Origin of the sequence: Cerasicoccus sp. TK19100 (assembly GCF_027257155.1) — a bacterium.
Classification (GTDB): Bacteria; Verrucomicrobiota; Verrucomicrobiia; order Opitutales; family Cerasicoccaceae; genus Cerasicoccus; species Cerasicoccus fimbriatus.
The window spans coordinates 702,239-723,728 of the sequence record NZ_JAPWDU010000002.1; the positions used below are offsets into that span (position 1 = coordinate 702,239).

At 56.6% G+C, this 21,490-nt stretch carries 19 protein-coding genes; 6 read left to right on the forward strand and 13 right to left on the reverse strand.

Annotated features, from left to right (window positions below; genetic code table 11):
* Nucleotides 1–45 precede the first annotated feature (45 nt).
* Nucleotides 46–1,284 carry an NAD(P)/FAD-dependent oxidoreductase gene (locus tag O3S85_RS06425; protein ID WP_269538987.1) on the forward strand — a complete coding sequence of 413 codons (1,239 nt, stop codon included), beginning with the start codon at nt 46–48 and terminating at the stop codon, nt 1,282–1,284.
* 270 nt (nt 1,285–1,554) lie between these two features.
* Here O3S85_RS06425 and O3S85_RS06430 read toward each other — a convergent pair whose 3' ends face one another.
* Nucleotides 1,555–1,830 (reverse strand): hypothetical protein, encoded by a 276-nt coding sequence (locus O3S85_RS06430; RefSeq protein ID WP_269538988.1) that lies wholly within the window; start codon nt 1,828–1,830, stop codon nt 1,555–1,557.
* Between the two features lie 421 nt (nt 1,831–2,251).
* Here O3S85_RS06430 and O3S85_RS06435 point away from each other — a divergent pair, with 421 nt between their 5' ends.
* Nucleotides 2,252–3,877, forward strand: a complete 1,626-nt coding sequence (locus tag O3S85_RS06435; RefSeq protein WP_269538989.1) for an FAD-dependent monooxygenase — start codon at nt 2,252–2,254, stop codon at nt 3,875–3,877.
* 325 nt (nt 3,878–4,202) lie between these two features.
* Here O3S85_RS06435 and O3S85_RS06440 read toward each other — a convergent pair whose 3' ends face one another.
* From O3S85_RS06440 to O3S85_RS06470, 7 genes are all read right to left on the reverse strand, one after another.
* Complete coding sequence (locus O3S85_RS06440) at nt 4,203–4,391, reverse strand: hypothetical protein (RefSeq protein WP_269538990.1); 189 nt, start codon at nt 4,389–4,391, stop codon at nt 4,203–4,205.
* 6 nt (nt 4,392–4,397) lie between these two features.
* Nucleotides 4,398–4,856: a tRNA (cytidine(34)-2'-O)-methyltransferase gene (locus O3S85_RS06445; RefSeq protein WP_269538991.1), complete on the reverse strand. Its 459-nt coding sequence runs from the start codon at nt 4,854–4,856 to the stop codon at nt 4,398–4,400.
* Between the two features lie 105 nt (nt 4,857–4,961).
* On the reverse strand, nt 4,962–5,435 hold the full coding sequence (gene smpB, locus O3S85_RS06450) for an SsrA-binding protein SmpB (RefSeq protein ID WP_269538992.1): 474 nt from the start codon (nt 5,433–5,435) through the stop codon (nt 4,962–4,964).
* Between the two features lie 72 nt (nt 5,436–5,507).
* Complete coding sequence (locus O3S85_RS06455; RefSeq protein ID WP_269538993.1) at nt 5,508–5,723, reverse strand: DNA-directed RNA polymerase subunit omega; 216 nt, start codon at nt 5,721–5,723, stop codon at nt 5,508–5,510.
* A 148-nt stretch (nt 5,724–5,871) separates the two neighbouring features.
* Entirely contained in the window at nt 5,872–6,771 is a 900-nt protein-coding gene (locus O3S85_RS06460) for a cation diffusion facilitator family transporter (protein ID WP_269538994.1), read from the reverse strand.
* A gap of 32 nt (nt 6,772–6,803) precedes the next feature.
* Nucleotides 6,804–7,259 (reverse strand): D-aminoacyl-tRNA deacylase, encoded by a 456-nt coding sequence (gene dtd / locus O3S85_RS06465; RefSeq protein WP_269538995.1) that lies wholly within the window; start codon nt 7,257–7,259, stop codon nt 6,804–6,806.
* Nucleotides 7,259–7,813: a flavoprotein gene (locus O3S85_RS06470; protein WP_269538996.1), complete on the reverse strand. Its 555-nt coding sequence runs from the start codon at nt 7,811–7,813 to the stop codon at nt 7,259–7,261. Before O3S85_RS06470 ends, dtd begins: the two co-directional genes overlap by 1 nt.
* Before the next feature lie 175 nt (nt 7,814–7,988).
* Between O3S85_RS06470 and O3S85_RS06475 the strand changes: the two genes are divergently transcribed.
* On the forward strand, nt 7,989–9,542 hold the full coding sequence (locus tag O3S85_RS06475; protein ID WP_269538997.1) for a sensor histidine kinase: 1,554 nt from the start codon (nt 7,989–7,991) through the stop codon (nt 9,540–9,542).
* A gap of 60 nt (nt 9,543–9,602) precedes the next feature.
* The gene (locus O3S85_RS06480) at nt 9,603–11,234 is read left to right on the forward strand and encodes a peptide ABC transporter substrate-binding protein (protein ID WP_269538999.1); all 1,632 of its coding nucleotides are present in this window, start codon (nt 9,603–9,605) and stop codon (nt 11,232–11,234) included.
* On the opposite strand, the gene O3S85_RS06485 is transcribed toward O3S85_RS06480, so the two are convergent.
* Nucleotides 11,235–11,903 (reverse strand): HAD hydrolase-like protein, encoded by a 669-nt coding sequence (locus tag O3S85_RS06485; protein WP_269539001.1) that lies wholly within the window; start codon nt 11,901–11,903, stop codon nt 11,235–11,237.
* A gap of 115 nt (nt 11,904–12,018) precedes the next feature.
* Between O3S85_RS06485 and hemN the strand changes: the two genes are divergently transcribed.
* On the forward strand, nt 12,019–13,383 hold the full coding sequence (hemN, locus tag O3S85_RS06490) for an oxygen-independent coproporphyrinogen III oxidase (RefSeq protein ID WP_269539003.1): 1,365 nt from the start codon (nt 12,019–12,021) through the stop codon (nt 13,381–13,383).
* 115 nt (nt 13,384–13,498) lie between these two features.
* Here the strand turns inward: hemN and xylA are convergent, their stop codons facing one another.
* Nucleotides 13,499–14,806, reverse strand: a complete 1,308-nt coding sequence (gene xylA, locus O3S85_RS06495) for a xylose isomerase (RefSeq protein WP_269539005.1) — start codon at nt 14,804–14,806, stop codon at nt 13,499–13,501.
* Nucleotides 14,807–14,931: 125 nt separating this feature from the next.
* Between xylA and O3S85_RS06500 the strand changes: the two genes are divergently transcribed.
* On the forward strand, nt 14,932–15,657 hold the full coding sequence (locus O3S85_RS06500) for an AraC family transcriptional regulator (protein ID WP_269539007.1): 726 nt from the start codon (nt 14,932–14,934) through the stop codon (nt 15,655–15,657).
* An 11-nt stretch (nt 15,658–15,668) separates the two neighbouring features.
* Here the strand turns inward: O3S85_RS06500 and O3S85_RS06505 are convergent, their stop codons facing one another.
* The 3 genes from O3S85_RS06505 to O3S85_RS06515 form a co-directional block, all read right to left on the reverse strand.
* A complete protein-coding gene (locus tag O3S85_RS06505; protein WP_269539009.1) occupies nt 15,669–16,382 on the reverse strand; it encodes a hypothetical protein in 714 nt (237 codons plus the stop codon).
* Complete coding sequence (locus tag O3S85_RS06510) at nt 16,379–19,948, reverse strand: hypothetical protein (RefSeq protein WP_269539011.1); 3,570 nt, start codon at nt 19,946–19,948, stop codon at nt 16,379–16,381. The genes O3S85_RS06505 and O3S85_RS06510 overlap by 4 nt, the downstream gene beginning before the upstream one ends.
* Nucleotides 19,949–20,210: 262 nt before the next feature.
* Nucleotides 20,211–21,425: a PEP-CTERM sorting domain-containing protein gene (locus O3S85_RS06515; RefSeq protein WP_269539013.1), complete on the reverse strand. Its 1,215-nt coding sequence runs from the start codon at nt 21,423–21,425 to the stop codon at nt 20,211–20,213.
* Nucleotides 21,426–21,490: the final 65 nt, after the last annotated feature.

Sequence of the window (21,490 nt, forward strand, 5' to 3'; positions counted from 1 at the left end):
CACGCTTTAACAAATTCACACTGTGTTTCAAACGCTCTGGTTTTCATGAGTGCACACTACGACATCGCCATCGTCGGCGGCGGGATCATTGGTCTCGCCTGCGCCTACTACTTACGCCAAGCCGGGCGCGAGGTGTGCGTGGTGGACCAGGGGCGCATCGGCCGTGGCGCTTCCCACGCCAACTGCGGGCTCGTGACACCCAGCCACGCTCTGCCGCTCACTCAGCCGGGCATGGTCACGAAAGGGCTCAAGTGGATGCTCCGCGGCGACTCCCCCTTCTACATCAAGCCCGACCTCGATCTGGGCAAATTCCTCTGGCTGCTCAAGTTCGCCAATCGCTGTAACACCGGCGACATGCTGGCCGCAATGCACGGGCGCAAAGCCATCCTCGACAGTTCCCGCCAGCTTTACGACGAGCTTTTTGCCGCGCACGATATGGACTGCGAGTGGCACGACGAGGGCGTGCTCTTCGTTTTCAAGCACGCGGCGGGTATGCACGGCTATGAGCAGACCAACGCCCTGCTCGCCGAGCACAACCTCGCCGCCACGCCGCTAACCGGCACCGCGCTCCACCAGCGCGAGCCCGCACTGCTCGACGATGTTTACGGTGCCTGGCACTACCCGATGGACGCCCACTTGAAGCCGGATAAGCTCGTTAGCGAATGGCTGCGCGTTATCCGTGAAATGGGCGTCACCATCCGCGAAGACTTTCGCGTGGGCGGGATTGATCGCCACACGCTTTATGCCGCGCGGGATGAAATTCACGCCGACCGGATCATCCTCGCAACCGGTGCGTGGTCAGCCAAGCTCAACCGCGCCCTCGGCTGCCGCATCCCCATCGAGCCCGGCAAAGGCTACAGCATGACCTTTACCCAGCCGAGGCAGCCGGTGAAAATCCCCTGCCTTTTCCAAGAGGTAAAGATGGTCGCCACTCCCTTTGACACCGGTTACCGCCTTGGCGGCACCATGGAGTTTGCCGGCTTCGATGAGTCGATCAACGAGACCCGCCTCGGCGCGATCCGCCGCAGCGCCGGGCAATACCTCCGTGAGCCCGAGGGTGCCGAAATTACCGAAACCTGGCACGGCTGGCGCCCCATGACGTGGGACGGCCTCCCGATCATCGACCAGGCCCCGCGCCGACCGCACATTCTGATTGTCGCCGGGCACAACATGCTCGGCCTTAGCATGGCTCCGGCCACCGGCAAGCTCGCAGCCGAGCTGATTACGGGTGAGGCCCCTCACATCGACCGTGAGCCCTACCGCTACGCCCGCAAATTTGCCTAGGCGCCCACCGAGCCCTAGTTCCAGCAGCCTGAAGGGCTGCCAATACGTAGCGAGGGGCAACGTCCCTCGAACAAACGCCTCATCAAGCTCAAGGCTGGAGGCCTTGTCCTAATCACCCCGGCAACCCGCGCATTGGACAAGGCCTCCAGCCTTGCCAACGGCCCCAACACGTAACGAGGGGCGTTGCCCCTCGCTACGTAGGATAAGCCCGTTGGGCTTACGCCGCCCATCCGACAAACGCGCTCCCCATACGGTAGCCCGAACCCACTGTCAGCAACTCGCGCCTTTCATCCAGGCGCTCAAATGACCGCCGCTGTTTGCCGTGGACGCAAGGCCGGTATCGAAACGGCCCCCCTTTGACTTGGAAGAGGTATTTTTACCGCAAATATGGCTCGTCTGGCCGAAAATATGGCTCGTCTGGTCGAAATAATCGCTCATCTTGTTGATAAAATGGTCCGTCCACTTGCTGGAATGGATCAACTTGTTAAAAAAATGACGCAAATAGTTGATGGAAGGCTCTGTCGAGTCGCCCGCAAGGCTGATCATGTGCGTTAATGTTGCATACAATCGAGAGGATATGTTCTTCGTCGTGCTGGCGGATCGCGACGAAGATGGCGAAGCAATTTCCACATTCGCTTACTATCTATCTATTTTACACTACGTTTTGGCAGAAAGATGGAGTGGTAGGAGAGATGGATGAGCCGGTTGCCGACGAATGTGTCAGGGTGGCGTATGAGGTAGCTAATTTTTTCTAGATAGATAGTAAGCGAATGTGGAAATTGCTTCGCCATCTTCGTCGCGATCCGCCACTCCATCGCATTCCATCTACACCCGCTGTCCCCGCCGCTTGCCCAGCGCATCACCTCGATTTTTCCGGTTTCATGTAAGAGTTTCCGTTGCTATTGCGACGCAAAGGGATATTGAAAGAAAAGGTCTTACATTTCCCCCTTCGTTCACTCACTGCATTATGACACCCAAAGTCCTTATTGTCGGCGCCGGCCCGGTTGGCCTCTGTCTCGCGTGCGAGCTGGCGCGCTATAACGTGCCGTTCCGCCTGATCGAAAAACGCCCTGAGCCCTCCAAGAACAGCAAGGCGCTCGGCGTGCATGCGCGCTCGCTGGAAATGCTCGAAGACATGGGCATCGTCGAGCGCTTTATCGAGCGCGGGCTCAAGGTGCACCGAATCAATTTTTACGCCGAGGGCAAGCAGCTGACCCACGTCAACCTCAGCGAAGTGGACAGCCCGTTTAACTTCACCCTCGACATCCCCCAGAGCCAGACGGAGGGCCTTTTCATCGAGCGACTCAAGGAGCTCGGGCACGAGGTGGAGCGCTACGTGGAGCTGCAATCGCTAGAACTTTACGAGGATGGCGTCGAGGTGGAGCTGCTCAAGAAAGGCGGCGTCATCGAGAAGAAAGCCTACCCCTACGTGGTCGGCTGCGACGGCGCACACAGCGTGGTGCGACACCAGTTGGGCCTCGACTTCAAGGGTGAGGCGTATGAGGAAAATTTCGTCCTCGCCGATGTGCACATCGACTGGGGCCTGGCCCCCGACGAGATGCACATGTTCTTCCACGGCGACGGTTTCGTCATCCTCTTTCCAATGAAGGAAAAGCGCTACCGCGTCGTGGCGACCGACCGCAGCAAAACCGAGCCTGAGCTGGATGAAGCCTACTTTCAGCGCCTGCTCGATGACCGCACCAAGCACCAAAGCCACGTCAGCGAGGGCGTGTGGTTTTCCAATTTCAAGATCCACCACCGCATCGTGGAGAACTACCGGCATGGGCGGGTGTTCCTCGCCGGGGACGCCGCGCACATCCACAGCCCGGCCGGGGGCCAGGGCATGAACACCGGCATGCAGGACGCCTACAACCTCGCTTGGAAGCTCGCCCTGAAGCTGCAGGACAAGTGCGACCTGCTCGACAGCTATTCGCCCGAGCGCCTACCCGTGGGCAATGACGTCGTCGAGCTAACGGACCGGATGACCAAGGTCGCCACGCTACAAAATCCCGTGGGTGCCGCCATCCGCAACCGGCTCATGCCCATCGTCGCCAGCCTCGGCGTCGTGCAGCACAAAATGGTCGACTCCATTGAGGAGGTGAACGTCCACTACCGCGAGACAAAGTGGGTCGACGAATTCATGGGCGAGATCAACACCAGCTCGCGAGCCCCCTTTTCCCACGGTCCTCAGCCCGGTGACCGCGCGCCGGACGCCATCGTCACCCACAGCGTCAGCGGGAAGCCCATGCGACTCTATGATATCTTCAACGGCCCGCATTACACGCTACTTCTCTTTACCCACAGCGATGCCAAGGAAGAGCAGATGGTCCGCCTGAAGGCCGCCGCACAAAGCGCTGAAGACACGCTGGGCGACTGGGTGAACTGCGCCTACATCAGTGGGCGCAAGCCGCCCAAGCTGCTCAACGAGCGAAGCGTTTATCTGGACGCCCGCTCGACCGCGCACAAAAACTACGGCGTCTCCGCGTCGCAGGCACTATATCTGATCCGCCCGGACGGCTACATCGGCTTCCGCAGCATGCCGATCAACCTCGAAGCGCTCGAAGTGTATTGGAAAAAGCTTGGTCTGCGGTGAGGCTTCGACAGTAGCATGACTTGGATCGCGATATGTCTTTCCGGCTTTGGCCTATGCATCGCAATAGGCAATTACGCGGGCATCATTACAGCTATGCGCAACCAGAGACGAGGCATAGACAAAAATTTTTCCGTAACACCTTTTATAGCACTCGTATCTTGCTCGTTAGCTTTGATTTTTGCCCCAGCAGAAAACCGCTGGCTTTACTTCATACCTGCACTAATCGATCCTGCGACATATCTGATGCCGCTTGGCATATGGCACACGTTTAGGAATACTAGAAAAGACCGAGAGGATCTTTAACTAAAGTTGGCTGAAACCGTTTCTAGAACCAACCGCCGTCGCGGACCACACCGTGCTCGTCGGTGTCAGTGGAGGAACAGCCGGAACCGGCAACCAGCAAAGCGGCGGCGGTCAACAGAAGAAGGATGATGCGCTTGATCATGGTCATCAAAAGCATCGACGGCACCTGATTCGTCAATGCCGAAATGCAGGGCGGGCGTTCATTTTTCACCGGCTGCTATCCGGCGTGGCGAATCTGCCGCAGTGCCTCATAGACGACAATGCCCGCCGCTGTGGAAAGATTCAGTGAGCGGAGGTTGGACGCAAACTGCGGGATCGTAATCCGCGTGGCGTCGAGCTCGTCGTGAAGCCAGTCCGGGGCACCATGCCCCTCGTTGCCGAAGACCAGGGCGTCGCCATCGGCAAAGTCGGCGTCCCAGATCGTACGCTCAGCCTTGGTCGTGAGCAGCCAGGCCCGCGGCGGGCGGACTGTCTCCCGGAAGGCACCCCAGTCGGCGTGGTGGTGGATGTCCAGCTCGCGCCAGTAGTCCATGCCGCTGCGCTTGAGCTGCTTGTCCGTGATGACGAACCCCAGCGGATGCACCAAATGCAACCGGCTCTCCGTGATCGCACACATACGGCCAATATTGCCCGTGTTTTGCGGGATTTCAGGCTGATGCAGAACGACGTGGAGCATGCTATGGATAAAAATTATGAATGATGAAAGTCAGACCGTAGCGAAACCATCTAATTTAGCTCTGGCTGGAAATGGTCATAATTCTGCATTCATAATTACCCCGCGTTACCGACGCGAGGAAACGTAGCGGTCGGCTTCGCGCATTTGCTGCTTCTTCTTGAGCGTGTCACGCTTGTCGTGGAGCTTCTTGCCTTTGCACAAAGCGATTTCCACCTTGATCAGGGCCTGCTTGAAGTAAAGCCGGGTTGGGATCAGCGCCTGGCCACCGGCTTCCATTTCGCGTTTAATGCGGTCGATCTGCTTCTTGTGCAAGAGCAGCTTGCGCGGGCGTGTCGGGTTGTGCTTACCGGTGTTGTCGAACTGAAATTCGTCGATGTAGGCGTGGTAAAGCGTGGGCACGCCGTCGCTGTCGATCCGTACGAAGGACTCCGTGATCTGGCCCTTGCCCGCGCGGATGGACTTCACCTCGGGCCCGGTCAGCTTGACGCCGGCCTCGAACTTTTCACCCACAAAGTAATTGTGATGCGCCTTGCTGTTGCGCAACTCCTTGAGGTGATCGTCTTTGTTTTTCTTGGCCACGGTGGTAGGCGAAATAAAAAACGGATTGGCCCTGCCTGAGCCAATCCGCTGGAAAATCTTGCCGGCTCCGAATTAAAGACCGGATTCCGACGGGTGGTAAAGTTCGTAGTCGATCTTACCTTCGATGATCTCGCGCAGCGCGATGTCCTCGGGCTCGAGCTTTTCGAGGGACTCGACCAAGGGCTTCATCCCATACTTGAGCTGCTTGACCCGGCGGCTAACCAGGTTGATCAGGATGTTGGGATCTTCGACTTTTTTCTGGGCTTCGATTAAATATTCGTCGCGCATGTAACGGCTTCGGTTGATTGAAATTTACGTAAACGGTGAAAAATTGGCGTTCCCCCCTGTAAAGACAAGCAAAAACGTTCATTCCTTTGAGGCAGGAGCGGCAGCCACTTTCTTGGCTCGTAACTCCCGACTCCAAATTCCAAACGAACTACTTCGATTCAAACGGCTCCAGGTGAACCGTCACGTCGAGCAGCGACGGGAATTGCGCCACCAGATGGTCCTTTACCTCGTGTCCCAGCGCATGGCCGTCGAAGATGCTCATCGAGCCATCCACCTGCACGTGGATTTCCACGAAATAGCCCGGACCGCTTTTGCGCACCCGGCATTTTTCAATGAGGCAGACCTGCGGGTGCCGCCCCGCCTCTTCCCGCAGCGCCTTGACGAGGCTCGTGGCGACCTTGCCATCCAACGCATCGTGCAGGGACATTTTAATGATGCGGAAGGCGTTCGTGAAAATGATCACACAGGCCACGAGCGCGGCCCAATCGTCCGCAGCCGCCCACTCTTTGCCACCAATGAGCGCGATCGAAATGCCGATTGCGGCGGCGGCCGAGGTCAAGGCGTCGCTGCGGTGATGCCAGGCGTCTCCCTCCAGCGCGCGGCTGTCGAAATTTTCCTCCGTTAATCCAATTACCTTGCGAAAGAGCAGCTCTTTGGTGAAGACGACCATGATCAACACTGGCAGCGTATACCACTCCGGCACCGCGTGCGGTGAGCGAATTTCCTGGATCGAAAATACCGCAATCGCAATGGCCGCCCCCATCAAGGCCATGCCCGACAGGATGCCGACCAGTGACTCGATTTTACCGTGGCCAAACGGATGATTTTCATCGGCCGGCTTGAGCGACAGCAGGAAGCCGCCCCAGGTAACCACGGAGATAAAAATATCACTCGCCGACTCCACGCCATCGGCAATCAGCGCGTAGGAATTGCCCACGTAGCCGACGCCCAGCTTGACGAGCATCAGGACTACATTCAGCCCCAGCACCGTGATCGCCGTAGTGAGCAAGGTGGTGTTATTCGAAGAGTAGGAAACTTCGTCGCGCATGGGTTTCACCGTTATCCAGTGGAAGCACCGTCTTAAAAATCACGCTGCCGCGTGTCGATCACCAATGTGACCGGCCCGTCGTTATGTGCCTCGATCTTCATGTCGGCGGCAAACACCCCGCTGGCGACGGGCTTGCCGAGGTCCGTTGCGAGCAGCGCCTTAAACCGCTCGAAGAGATCATTGGCCTCATCCGGCGGGGCTGACTTGTTAAAGGACGGCCGGGCCCCCTTCTTCACGTTGCCAAACAGGGTGAACTGGCTGATGACCAGCGCCCCACCCTCGCTGTCGACCAGCGAGCGGTTCATCCGGCCTTGGTCATCCTCGAATACCCGGAGTGCGGCGATCTTGCGCGCGAGCCAGGCGGCGTCCTCGGCGTCATCACCCTGCCCCACACCGAGGAAGACCAACAGGCCCGGGCCAATCTCACCCGTGGTGTCCCCATCGACGCGACACGCCGCCGATGTAACCCGCTGCACGACGGCCCGCATTACTTGTCAGCGAAAAACGCTTCCACACGGGCTACAATGTCATCCACCGTGGCCAGTTTGCCCGCGCCTTCGTAACCGCAGGCGAGCATGCCGTTTTCCTGCGGCTCGATGAAGTGCGCACCGTATTCGCGAAGCTTGGCGATGTTAGCCTGCGTTGCCGGGTGGCAAAGCATCTTACCGTTCATTGCCGGAGCGATCATCACGGGGGCCGGTGTGGCTAAATAAATACTCGTTAAGAGGTCAGGAGCCAAGCCATGAGCAAAACAGCCCAATATATTAGCCGTCGCTGGGGCAATAAGTAACAAATCAGCCTTGTCGGCGAGCTCGATATGCCCCGGTTGCCAGCCCTTACCCTCGTCCCACAAATCCACGCTAACGGGATTGCGCGTCAGCGTTTGCAGGGTGATCGGGCCAATGATTTTGGCGGCCTCTGCGGTCATCACGGCAAAGACATTTGCGCCGCCCTGCGTCAGGCGCGAAGCGATGTCCGCCGCTTTATAAGCGGCAATGGAACCGGTGACACCCAGGATAATTGTTTTGCCGGAGAAGGACATCCTCTCAGACTAAATTGTCCCTGCGTGAACGCACGCTAAAAATAAGGTGCCAGTTTTTAGACATTCCGTAACGCACCTGATGCATTCGGCGACGAAAGTTTTCATTTTTAAAAGAGACTCAGGTTTCAATTGTGGCATATCATTCGCTTTTTATACAGGAAACCACCTAGAAAACGTGACGCAACAGCTCTTACTCAAGATGCACCGCCTCACACCCGCGATGCTGGGAATCGTCGCGGGTTCGTTAGCTTTTTTGGTAGTGAGCGTCTGCATCAGCCTGTTCTACTTGCTGGCCGTGCAGACCTACGACACCCGCGTGCGTGATCGCGTGGAAGACCTCGCCATGCTCGCCGCGACCGTGGTGGATGTCGAATCCCACGCCCAACTGCGTGACCCCGCCCTGACCGACAGCGAGCAGCATCGCAAGCTCCTGGAACCGCTGGTGAACATCCACCGTATCATTCCCGAGGTGCACTATCTCTACACGATGATCATTCAGGATGGGCAGCAATATTTCATCCTCGATACCGCGCAGGATAGCCGCATTGACAAACTTCCCGACACCGAAAGCTCCGCCATCATGGAGCTTTTTCCGACAAGTAACCCCCACGACTCCGAGGCGCGTCAGGCGCTGGCCAGCGGACGCCCATTCGTTTACCCGGACTACTACTTGGACGACTTCGGGCGATTCATCTCAGCGGCGGCACCGCTCATGCGGGCAGATGGCTCACTGGAAGGCTTTGTCGGCGTAGACTACCGCATCAGCGCCTACGAAGGCCAGCTTTCCCAGCTACGGCAAACGGCTCTCATTGCACTGCTGGTGGGCTTTATCGGCTCAACGCTGATCGGGGTGATTTCTGCCAATCAGCGAGCCCGCACCCAGGAACAAGTCAGGGAACGCATCCGGGCGGAAAGCGAAATGCGCCGCGCCAAAGAAAAAGCTGAGGCCGCGCTGGACGCCAAACAGGAGCTGCTCTCGATCGCGGCTCACGACTTAAAGAACCCGCTGGCAGCGATCATTGGCGTGTCCGACCTCATGCAGATGAGCCTCCAACACGTCCCCAATCGCTACATTCCTGATAACACGCGGACGCTCTTTCAGAAGATCCCCCGCTACGCCAACAACATGCTGAAAATCATCGATGAAGTCCTCAAAGCCGAGACCATCGATCGCATCGGCATGCAAGTCGCGGATAAACCCTTTAACGCAACCGAAGCGGCCAACGAAGTCGTCGAGTTCAACCGCTTTGCTTCAAAGAAGAAAAACATCACCATCCACTACGTTTGCGAGCGCAGTTACTTCGTGCTGGGCGACCGCGACCGCATCATGGAGGCGCTGGATAACCTCATCAGCAATGCCGTCAAATACTCGCCGCCAAACGCCCGCGTCGATGTGGCCATGGGCTGCGATTTAAAGCAAACAATGCTGCGCTTTTCCGTGACCGACGAAGGCCCCGGCCTTAGTGACGACGACCAGGCCAAGCTCTTCCAGAAGTTCCAAAAGCTCACGGCCAAACCTACGGGAGATGAGACCTCATCCGGCCTCGGTCTGTCCATCGTCAAGCATGTCGTGGAGGCTCACGGCGGTCGCGTTTTTTGCGAAAGCGAGGAAGGCTTCGGGGCGACGTTTATCATCGAGCTCCCCATCGTAAACAGCCAACCGCTCTACGCTTCGGTAAGCCAACAGCGCGAGCCGGAGACCCGTGCGGTCGCACTGCCCGCAGGCTAACTCCGCATCCGATCAGAAAATATAACTGACAACCGCCGCCGCGCGTGGATGCTTGCGTCCATGCCAAAATGTCTGCCCGTCATCGCCATCATCCTTGCCCTGTTTTGCAGTGGCTGCGGCCAGCGGGAAACGCCAGTCGAACAGGCCAACCGCGAGCAGATCCTGCTACGGGCCAATGGTACGGAGCCCTCGGCGCTGGACCCGCACCTCGTCACCGGCGTCACTGAACACAACATCCTGGTGGCCCTGCTGGAGGGGCTCGTACGGCCGGACCCCAAAACACTGAAGCCGCTGCCCGGCGTGGCCGAGCGGTGGGACATTTCTGACGATGGCCGCGTATACACCTTTCACCTGCGGGATGACGCCAAGTGGTCCAACGACGACCCTGTTACGGCGGCGGATTTCGCCTTTGCCTACGAGCGTATTTTGTCGCCTCGACTCGCTGCGGAATACGCCTCCCTGCTCTACCCGATGGTCAACGCCGAGGCGTTCAATACCGGCAAGCTCACTGACTTCTCGCAGGTCGGCGTAAAGGCCATCGATGAGCGGACGTTAGAGATCACGCTCAACGAAGCGACGCCTTATTTTTTATCCCTGCTGACGCACTACACGTGGTTCCCCGTGCATCCGCCTACCATCTTGGCCCACGGAGCCATCGACCAGCGCGAATCCCGCTGGACGCGTCCGGGAAACTTCGTGGGCAACGGCCCCTTCACCCTGGAAGAATGGCGTGTGCATGACCGCATCGAGACCAAAAAGAATCCGCTCTACTGGGGCCGCGACGACATCCTCCTCAACGGCGTGCATTTCCTGCCGTTTTCAAACCTCAATGCCGAGGAGCGTGCTTTTCGCTCCGAGCAGATCCACATCTCCTACGCGATTCCGACGCACAAAATACCGCCCTATCAGGCAGCCGAGGACGACGCACTGCGCATCTCACCTTATCTGGGCACCTACTATTACGGGTTCAACACCGAGAAAGCGCCCTTGGATGACGCCCGTGTCCGACGCGCTTTGAGCCTGGCCATCGACCGCGAAGGCATCACAGAAAACATCACCAAGGCCGGACAAATTCCCGCCAGTCACTTTACTCCACCGGACACGGCGGGCTACACCGCCGAGGCCACCATGAGCCTAGACCTGCAAGCCAACATCGCCGAAGCTCAGCGCCTGCTCGCCGAGGCTGGCTACCCCAATGGCGAGGGCCTGCGCGAACTGGAACTGCTCTACAACACCTCGGAGAGCCATAAGGCCATCGCCGAGGCTATCCAGTATTTCTGGCAAACCCACCTGGGCGTCCGCGTCAAGCTGATCAACCAGGATTGGAAGGTGTATCTGATTAACCGCCGCGAAGGCAATTTTGACATCGTTCGCGCCGGCTGGATCGGCGATTACAACGACCCGAGCACCTTTCTGGACCTCATGTCGAGTTGGTCCGGCACGAACAGCTCACGCTGGAAAAACGACGACTACGACGCACTGATCCGACAAGCGGCCAAGGCGAGCAACCCCGAGGAGCGGCTGGCGCTCTTTCAGCAGGCTGAGGCCATTCTCATGGCAGAAATGCCGGTAGCACCGATCTATTTTTACGTGAGCGCCTACCTAGTCAATCCAGCGGTTCAGGGTTGGTATCCCAACATTCTCGACCAGCATCCGTTTCAGGGCATTTACCTCGACCCCGACGCGGAGTAATTACTTCTCATCACGCAGCCAGGCCAGCAGCTCTTCCGGCTCATCCACGATGGTGGCCGGTTCCTGCTTCTGCAGCACATGGCGCAGGTTGAATCCCCACGTTACGCCGACCGCGCTGACCTCCGCCTTCGCGGCTGCCTTCAAGTCCCGGCATTCGTCGCCAATATAGACGAGTTCATCCGGTTCCAGGGTGAAGGTTTTCATGATTGCCCTCAGGTTCTTGGCCTTGCCCGCCAGCTTGGTCGTCGTGCTGATAAAGTCAAAGAATGCGATGTCCTCTTTCGCCAGGAAGGCCTCGACGTTCAGCTTAGCGTTCGAAGTTAGGATACCGAGTGTCTTCACGTGAGGCCGTAGCTCGCGCAAAATCTGTGGCATGCCGTGGATCGGCTTCACTTCGCTAATGCGCTTGCCGAAAATGCGCCGCCCCTCGCGAACCATCGACGGAATCTTCATCCGCGGTATATCGTAAGCGCGGATGAACTGCTTCATCGTCATGTTCCGCGCTGCGGGCAGATTCTCCGGTGTTACCTGCCGGTAACCATAGACCGGAGCCAGGCGATTATACAGCCGCACCGCATCGTTAAACGAATCGGCAATGGTCCCGTCGAAATCGAAGACGACAGCAGTGGGTAATCGCTTTACCTTGGCGGTCATAGTAGCGTGCAGCATTGCTCCTGACTGCCTGATGGCAAATGCAAAGCGCCGCTAATGCCTCGAATTTACAATACTGCAATAAGCCTGTTTTCACGTGCAATCCTGGCCCAAAAATGCATTAATCCAACCCATGGAGTTAAGCGAAGCAGACTTGGCCCTCATTGAGAAATACTCACGCCCCGGCCCCCGCTATACCAGCTACCCACCGGCCAACCATTTTGCCCCGGTGGAAGATGCGCAGGCCGTGCTGGCTGCGACGGAGACCTCCACCGCGCCGCTTTCGCTGTATTTCCATCTGCCGTTTTGCGAAACGCTGTGCTGGTTCTGCGGATGCCACACGATCACCACGCTCAACCATGACCGCGCGGATGACTATCTGGACCTCCTGGAGCAAGAGTTGGCACTGTTTACCCGCCATCTCCAGCCTGGCCGAAGCGTCACCCAAATGCATTTCGGCGGAGGCACGCCCAACTTCTTTACCGCCGCGCAACTGGACCGCCTGGGCGAAATGATTCACGCCCACTTTGCCTTTACCGACGATGCGGAAATCTCGGTAGAGCTCGACCCGCGTCGATTAGACGAATCCCACATCGCCGCGTTTGCCCGCATGGGGGCCACGCGCGCCTCCTTCGGTGTTCAGGATTGCAATGAAGATGTGCAAAAAGCGATTCATCGCGAGCAACCGCACGAGCAGAACATCGCCGCGATGGAACTGCTTCGCAAGCATGGCTACACCTCAGCCAACATCGACCTCATATATGGCTTACCACTGCAAAACCCGGAGAGCTTCAACGCCACGCTCGACGCCGTGCTCGGCCTGAAGCCGGACCGCTTTGCTATCTTCAATTACGCGCATGTGCCATGGATCAAGCCCGCGCAAAAAATCCTCGAACGCCACCCCCTGCCCACACCACGCGAGAAGTTAAAACTACTCCAGCTTTGCATCGCAAAGTTAACGAGTGCCGGCTATGAATACATCGGCCTTGACCACTTTGCCCTGCCTGATGACGAGCTGGTCATTGCGCAAAAGAACAAATCGCTTCAACGCAATTTCCAAGGCTACAGCACCAAGGCCGGCGTCGAAATTTGCGGCTTCGGCATCTCGGCGATTTCGCAATCTGCTGGCGCGTTTCGACAGAACGAAAAAGACCTGACCGCCTACCGTGACGCGCTGGCCAAGGGTCGCCTGCCCATTACCCGGGGCTACCAGTTAACTGATGAGGACAAGCTGCGCGGCAACGTCATCATGCGCCTCATGTGCGACCTCTCGCTCGACTTCGACGCGCTCTCCACACAATGGAACATTGACGCCCGCGAGCATTTCGCCAGCGCCATTGCCCAACTGGAAGAACCCGCCAAAGACGGGCTCATCATCTGGACAGATTACGGATTCGACGTCACCGAACTGGGGCGCTTGTTTATCCGCAATCTGGCAATGTGCTTCGACGCCTACCTCCAGCCCGTGAACGAGCAGCGCTACTCGTCCACGGTGTAAGAGTCTTTAAGGTAGGGACGCACCTCCGGGGCGTCCGCGTTGCAGTAAGTATCATTGAACACCACCTAATGGGCGGACGCCCCGGAGGTGCGTCCCGACCAATTTTCATACAGGTTTAAAGGAACTCGTTGACCAGGTTTTCCAGCATTTCCTGACGGCCGCTTTTGAGCAGTGGCTCACTGTTGCCGAGCGCGAATTGCTCCAGTTCGGAAAAGCTGCATTTACCGGCTTCTATCTTTCGACCAAGCTCGCTGTCGAAGCTGCTGTAGCGCTCCTTCACAAAGTTGGCCAATCGGCCGTCTTCACGAATAGCCGCGGCAATTTTTAAACCGCGAGCAAAAGCATCCATGCCGCCAATGTGGGCATACATGAGGTCCATCGGCTCATGAGACTCACGGCGGCGCTTGGCGTCAAAGTTCAAACCACCGGTAGTGAAGCCGCCCATCTCCAGCACCTTGAGCATGACCTGCGTCGTGCCGTAAATGTCCGTCGGGAATTGGTCGGTATCCCAGCCAATGAGCGTATCGCCGCGGTTGGCATCGATACTGCCCAGCATACCGGCATTGATGGCCACCGTCAGCTCGTGCTCCATCGTGTGGCCGGCCAGCGTGGCGTGGTTGGTTTCCAAATTGAGGCGGAAGCGGTCCATCAGCCCGTACTCGCGGAGGAAATTCAGGCAGGCTGCCGCATCGCTGTCGTATTGGTGCGTGGAGGGCTCGCGCGGCTTGGGCTCGATGTAGAACGGGCCATCGAAGCCGATCTCGTTGGCGTGATCCACTGCCATGTGCAGGAACGCCGCCTGGTGATCAAGCTCACGCTTCATGTTGGTATTCAGCAGCGTGGCATACCCCTCGCGACCGCCCCAGAAAGTATAGCCCAAGCCATCCAACTCCTTGGTGCACGAGATCGCTTTTTTCACCTGAGCCGCAGCGTAGGCGTAGACATTCATGTCCGGCGAAGTCGCGGCACCGTGCGCATAGCGTGGGTGGCTGAACAAGCAGGCCGTGCCCCAAAGCAGTTGCACGCCGGTCTCGGTCTGCTTTTCCTTCAGCTTGGCGACAACGGCATCCAGCGCTTCATTCGACTTGGCCAGATCGCCTAGTTCCGGCGCGATATCGCGATCATGCCAGCAATAGAATTCGATGCCGATTTTCTGCAAAAATTCAAAGAAAACGTCCACGCGGTTCAGAGCGTTTTCGATGGAGTCAGAGCCGTCGTCCCAAGGCATCAACGCCGTGCCACCGCCAAAGGGATCGCCCAGCACATTGCGCATCACATGCCAGTAAGGTGCGGCAAAGCGCAGGTGGTCCTTCATCGGTTTTCCGGCGACAAGCTCGTCCGGATTGTAGTGCTTGAAGGCTAGCGGGTTCTTCGAGCTCGGGCCCTCGTAGCCAATTTTATCGCAGTCGAAATATTGAATCATGTTTCACGGGGTTAGGGTTATGCGTTTAAGAACTTTAACTGCGGAAAGTATAACAAATCGAGCATCGAAATAGAATTGCATTGGCTGGCAATTACTTTGCACTTTCAGTCATCTACAGACGTGACATGCAACTACCGGACTCAATACACGAAGGAGCACTCGATGCAGTCATTTCCCTGTTTGAAGACGTCCAGGACATCCTTTTTTGGATTAAAGACCGTGATTTACGCATTGTTCGGCTGAACCAGGCATTTGCCGATCGCGTCAAACTCCCTCAAGCCGACATCATCGGTAAAACGGATGCCGAACTGTATTTCCCCGAGCTGGCGCGTGTCTTTATGGCCGATGACCAGCAGGTCATGCAGACCGGTCAAGCAATTCGCCGAAAGGTCGAGCTGCTCACCAATCGCTGGGGTGGCGTCGAATGGCGATCCACCACCAAACTGCCCATTTTCGACAACCACGGCATGGTAACCGCAACCACCGGGATCTCCCGCCCGTTAACGGATGCGACCGAGAAACTACCGCCCGAATACCGGGCATTCAGCCGCCTCGTCGATTACTGCCGCGCAAACTTAACGGACAGCATCGATGTGGAGCAAATCGCCCGCCATGCCGGCATGTCACTAGCCACCTTAACGCGGCGTTTCCGCAGGCACTTGGGCATTAGCCCGGGTGAGTTTTTGAGCCAGCTTCGTCTCTCCCGCGCCTGCCAGCTGCTCAGCGATTCACCACTCAATATTACCGAAATAGCCTTGGAGTGCGGCTACGATAGCCCGGCCGCATTTTCACGGGCGTTCCGGCGCCAAATGAACATGGCTCCGCGCGACTACCAACAGAAGACGAGGTAAAAGCGAGCCGTTTACTCGACGTAAGTTAGCCAGAAATGCCCCGGCTCGGGCTCGCCGTACTCCATAATCTCCTGCTCCATGTAGGTATGTCGCATGCCCGTGGGGGAGTAAATGATCACCGCGGTCATCATTTGCTCCGGACGCAAGGCGATGACGCCATCATAAAGCATACGCCAGCCGTCTTGGGTTTTCTCCCCAACTTTCGCAATTACGCGATGCTTGGCATCTGGGTTAAGCTTTAAAAGCGTGGTACTGCCCGCAGCGAGTTGTGCCTTGGCATCGCCAATGACAATCGCCGTGTCCGCAACACCGAGGTTAAAAATCCTGAGTGACTGCGGTGTCTTATCCTCGCTGCCAGTTTCCAAAATAACGTAATCGTAGCCGCTCGCATTGGATGTATCCGGCTGGACCACGACAAGCGCAGACTTGCCTTGTTTCGGCGCATTCAGCGTCAGTATTTTTTGACGCGCATCATTCTTGCGGGAGCTCTTGGCCCGCAGGATTTCCAAAGGCTGACCAAGCGAAACCTTAACCGGTTGACTGATCGAATACGGTGCCGCACTCACCCGTTTTTCCCCGCCTTCCTGCTTTAAGAAATAGGCACCTCGCGATTCATCAAGGAACAGAAAACGCAACTGCATCGTCTCACGCTCCTGCCCAAACAAGGAGCAAGCGCTAAAGATCAGAATCAAAGTCAGCCAACTGACTGGAGATAAACGCATCATATTTCGTCGGGGGTTAACCAGCGGAAGGAAATGATTTCATACTTACGGCCAAAGCGTTGGTTCGTCGCATCCGTTGGGGATTCGTAAGGTGCATTACCGATCCCGCCCTCACGCGGGATCACATAGTCCGGCATACGCTGCACAATGGCTTCACACCATGCCTCAGACTCTACCTGATCCGTAAGCGGGTTCACGACATTGCCATAAGCGCGGATACGAAAGGTGTCCGAACGCGCCGTCAAGTGGGCACCCAGTGAGGACAACACATCGCCTTGCAAGAGGTATCCCGGAAAGCCGCTGATCGCAGTCGGCATTTGAAAGTCCGGATCAACCAGCAGCGATGAATTTGTACTACTCTCGACATCGAACGGCGAAAGAACGTCGCCCTCCTGGTTAACCACTGCGTCGAGCGCCGACTGCAAGGCACCGCTGACGCCCAAGTCGTTCGGGTCATCATCCTTGTTGATAAGCCGGCGATTCACAAAGTCAGCCATCGAGGTGAATGGCCCCCGCAGCCGGACCTGTCTTACCATTTCCTCGGCCAGCGCATCCACCTCGTCTTCACTCAGATTGCGGAAACCACGCCAGGCATTTGCGTGAATACCGGTCTTGGCTCCCTCTGCCCCACCACTTGGTTGGAACGTGCGCGAGAATGGCGCTGTAAGATTGTCCGCATCGGTTTCCGATCCTAAATCAACGCCGCGCAAGCTGGAGAACAACGCTTTCCACGCCTCTTTGGAAGTCGAGTTGATATTGAAAGCACCGTCGGCCATGAGGTTCGTTGCCGCCATTCGTCCGTTGTTCGACGAGGCTGGATTTCCATCGCCCCGAAAGTGCGATTCCTCATTCCAAGGCACTTCGTTTGGCGCACGAAATGGGCGGTAACGCTCGTTAACCAATGTATCACCGCTAGCACCGAAATCAAACTCACCCTGCGTAGGATAGGTTGAAAAATAGAAGCGATCCCAAAGCACATCATTCCACAAATACGAGCCATCGTAGTGATACCCGGAGAACGGACGGGAGTCGAACAAGCGGTCGCGATCGATGCGCGGATGCGCGTAGGAATTGCCAATCGGATAATTCATTTGCCAGGCCTGAACCGTGGTAGCACGCGCCGCGCTGCCGCCATTGGACGAACTCGACCAACTGGTGCGATCAATGATGGGCGTCGTATTGAAATGCTGTAGCTGCCCCAATGACGAGAGCGGCACGTCAGGGCGCGGAATGTCGTAAAGCAAGTTTTCAAAACCAACTTCCGTCCCGGAGATTTCCGACGGAGTGACGGACTGGTAATTGGCAGTGCCAGTATGCAGCGGCCCCCAACGCACCTTGGTTAGGCTGCTGGAATCGCGGAGCAGGTTCGCACCAAAATACTGATCATTACCCGCCTCACCTTTTTTCGTTAAAGTCTTTGCCCATTCCAGTGGATGCGATTTGGCCGTGTAGCCATGGAAATACACCACAGAGCTACGGTAATTCAGCTGATAAAACATCGACTGTTGCAGCGAGTCCGTCACATCGAAAATAGTGAAACCAATGCCACCGCCCACCTGGAGCCCCGAAGAAACCGGATACACAAAAAACACTTCGTGCTGGTCGGACGTATTGGGCTTTGCCGTTAAGTATTGAATCAACTTGCGGTCACCGTCGCTACTATGTGAGGCCGGATCGTAGTCGAGGTAAAGCCGTGAGACAATCTTGGTGCTCGTGCAATAAAGCGCCGCATATTCATAACGACCACTGATAGTTTTGCCCGTATCCAAACGTAGCGCGGCCAGTGGATCGTAGTCGTTAACCATCTCGGCGCGGATTCCCTTTTGCGCATTGGAGTTGGTGGGAATATTATAATTACCATCCAACGTGAAAATCTGCGCTTCACCCGCTGCCAAGCCATCACTCACCACCACGAGCTCGATCTCGCCCGCTCCCGCTTGCGTCACGGAATAGACGGAGTCATCCTTCGTGAATGAGCTTTTAACGCCGGAGTCGTTGTCCTTATTAATGACCTTTGGGTCATAGGGGTCGACAGGATCATCAGGATTGGTATTATCGCCCCCGAGGCGGACTTGGAGAGAAGGGCGAACAAAATTCAGCGTGTATTCTGCCGGGCCTAAATCCACCGCATAAGGGTTGGCCAAAACGATGAGCGGCTTGGTCTCCACATAAATTTTTCCGCTCGAATCGACATCCAAATTGTAGAAGAGCTTTGCCTGCATTTGAATCGGATGCAGGCCATGTTGAGTGGGTGTGGTGCGCTGCGGGATTGCCCGGCCAAGATCATCATAAACTCCGGCCGGTGTATCCGTTTGCTGGTTGCCCATGTTGTGAAATGACCACAACTGTTCCCAGGTCGGCGTGTAAGCGAGGATGCCCGGATTGTCGTCAAAATCATGACCCGACCCCGAGATGTTGGACGGCACCGTGGCATAAAGCGAAGCCTCTTCGGTCAAAACGCGATTACTGGTAACCTCGATCGCAACGTCGTCCTCGTAAGCATGGTTGAGCGCCGTGCGCATCGACTCCAAATCGGGCTGCCCAAGAATGTAAGACAGGTCATGCTTCAGGCCACCGTGCTTGACGTCTGCCAGCACGCCGCGCGAGTGCGCCGTGATGTCATGGAGCCGGTTGTCGAGAGCACGAATATATGCGTTGTCCAAATTCAACAAAGCCAAATCCTGTGCCTCGGCAATTGTCCCAAAACGCTCGTGATTGGCCTCATAAAAATTCTGCAACCCAGTGTCATCCGGTGCGAGGTCCGCATTCGCCGTCATGGCTTCGATTCCCATTCTCTGCGCTGATGTTAGCCGCTTAATCGCATCAACTGCTTCGGCTGAGTTCTCAAACTCGTCCACGAGATCGACGCGCGCCTTAACGCCCTCATCACCGACCCACCAGGCATAATTACCGACGTCGATGTTGTCTTTGCTCACCGGAAGCAGTGGTGCCGTCACGGCGCGAATGGTCGAATCGGCACCTGCACCGGGGCTAACCAAAAGCTGATGCCGCACGCCATTGGCATCCACCAAAGTGGCCTGCGAATCGGTACTGGGAGTGAGGCCGGTAATGCTGTCTTCCGGCGAAAGGCTCAAGCCCTGATCATAGCCACTGACTAGCCACGCGAGATGCGTGGGCTGAGCGTTGTAGGCAACGACATCGTCCGCATCGTATTCCGATTCGTTGGCGTTGCGCCAAACACCGGTCCAGTGCGCATTGCGTGCAGCGCTCCAGTAGTCATGCACTTGCTCACCGCTCAGGCTCGTGTCGTCGTTGGGAAAAAGCAAGTCTGCCTGCCCTGTTACGCGCTGGTCTGGGCCGGTATGTTTCTGCACCTCTCCGAGCGCCACCATCAGCCCGAACAAGGCATTCTGGCGCGCTTCATTACTATCATCCTTAGAATGAATCGTGGACATCTCCACCTGCGTCACCGTGGCAACGGATAGCAAGAGAAGGAAAATGAAACCCATCAACATGAGCGCAATGACTAAGGCAAAGCCACGCTCTCGTTTCTGGCTGGTGTTAAAATACATACTGGGGTCGGGGTTGGTGTCGCTGAATAACAGCATTACATATCCACCACCGAATACAACTCACGCCCAACGCAATAGATTGCGCCGCATGGTGCATCAGCAATACGGGAGACACCACTTTTTCATTGTCCTATACTAGGGTATACATCGGAATGTTCAAGTCAGTGGTTTCACAAAGAATCAACCTTCTCGAACTAAAGAGAAAGGACAAACAAACCGCAGCTGGCGCAACCGCCCGACACAAAAAAAGCCCATACGTTTCAGCAACGCATGGGCTTTCGATAAATGTCTTTCGCGACTAAGAACGGCGGCGGCGGTAAACCACACCGACTACTGCCACGCCCAGTAACAACGCATACGTGCTTGGCTCCGGGATGGTGTAAGAGAGCACGCCAGTACCCTCCGAGAAGGTCAAGCCGCTGTCGCTGTCATACGTCCAGATACCGCCATCTTCCGTGAAGCTGGCGATATTGAATGTGCCACCAAAAGTTTCGTTGAGCGCAGCTACATCGACGATTAACCAACTGTTACCATCGGTCAGATCCGCACCAGTCAAATCGAAAATGAATTCGCCATTCAAGTTCGTCGTAGTGTTGTTTACGCCATCACCAATGATGGAGTTGTTAACGCCGTCGCCCAAAATAGTGAAGGTCATGGAGCTGGTATCATCCAGCGTGAAGCTACCCGTGCCCGAAGAGCGCATATTAAGCTGTTCGCCAATGCTACCGCTGAAGGTGACGTTCTTATTATCACCGCCCACGTCCAAAATCGAGCCAGCGCCGCCAGACAAGGAACCCGCACCGGACAGAAAACCGACTCTTTGCGTCAGTCCTGCGCTGAGAGATAAGGACCCACCCGCATTCACAGTCACGCTACGCTTGGAGCCATCGAATGCATTGCCCGTCAATTGCAGTGAGCCAGTGTCATTGATCACCGTGTTCTTCAGCTTGGCGCTCACGGCACCAGTATAAATAACCGTGCCTTGATTGATGGTGAGGCTGGCGTCGAGGCGGTTAAAAGTTGCCGTGCCCGCACCGGTCTTAGACATCGAACTGCCACCATTAATCGAATTAGCAAAAAAGTCGCCCTCAATGTTGAAATCCGCATTCAGGCTAGCTGGAGAATTCAGCGTGCCAGTGGCACCGCTGTTAACGGTGATCAGGATACGCCCATCGCCATCATCGTCGATGGTGCTGCCATCAACGACGACTGAGCCATTCTTGAAGGTAAGGCTTGAAACCTGTTGGGTGCCTGAAACGGTAACGAAGCCGGTGGCGGCATCCGTTCCGGCGGAGAATACCACATCGCTACCGGCGGAATAGGCACCCGTTGCAATGGAGCCTGTGGAGTCCGTGCTCCAGTTCAGGATGGTGTCATCCCAGGTTCCGTCCGCGGGGTTACCCGCGCCGGGAGTCGCGCCATTGGTGTCCCAGTATAAAGTTTGTGCCGAGAGCACGCCGCTGAGCGTCAGCGCAATGCTGGTCGCCAGGAATCGTTGATTGGTTTTTTTCATGATGAGATAGGGGGTGGGATATTAGTTCGATTTGATTAGGGGGTTCAGAGGAATCATGTATTCCG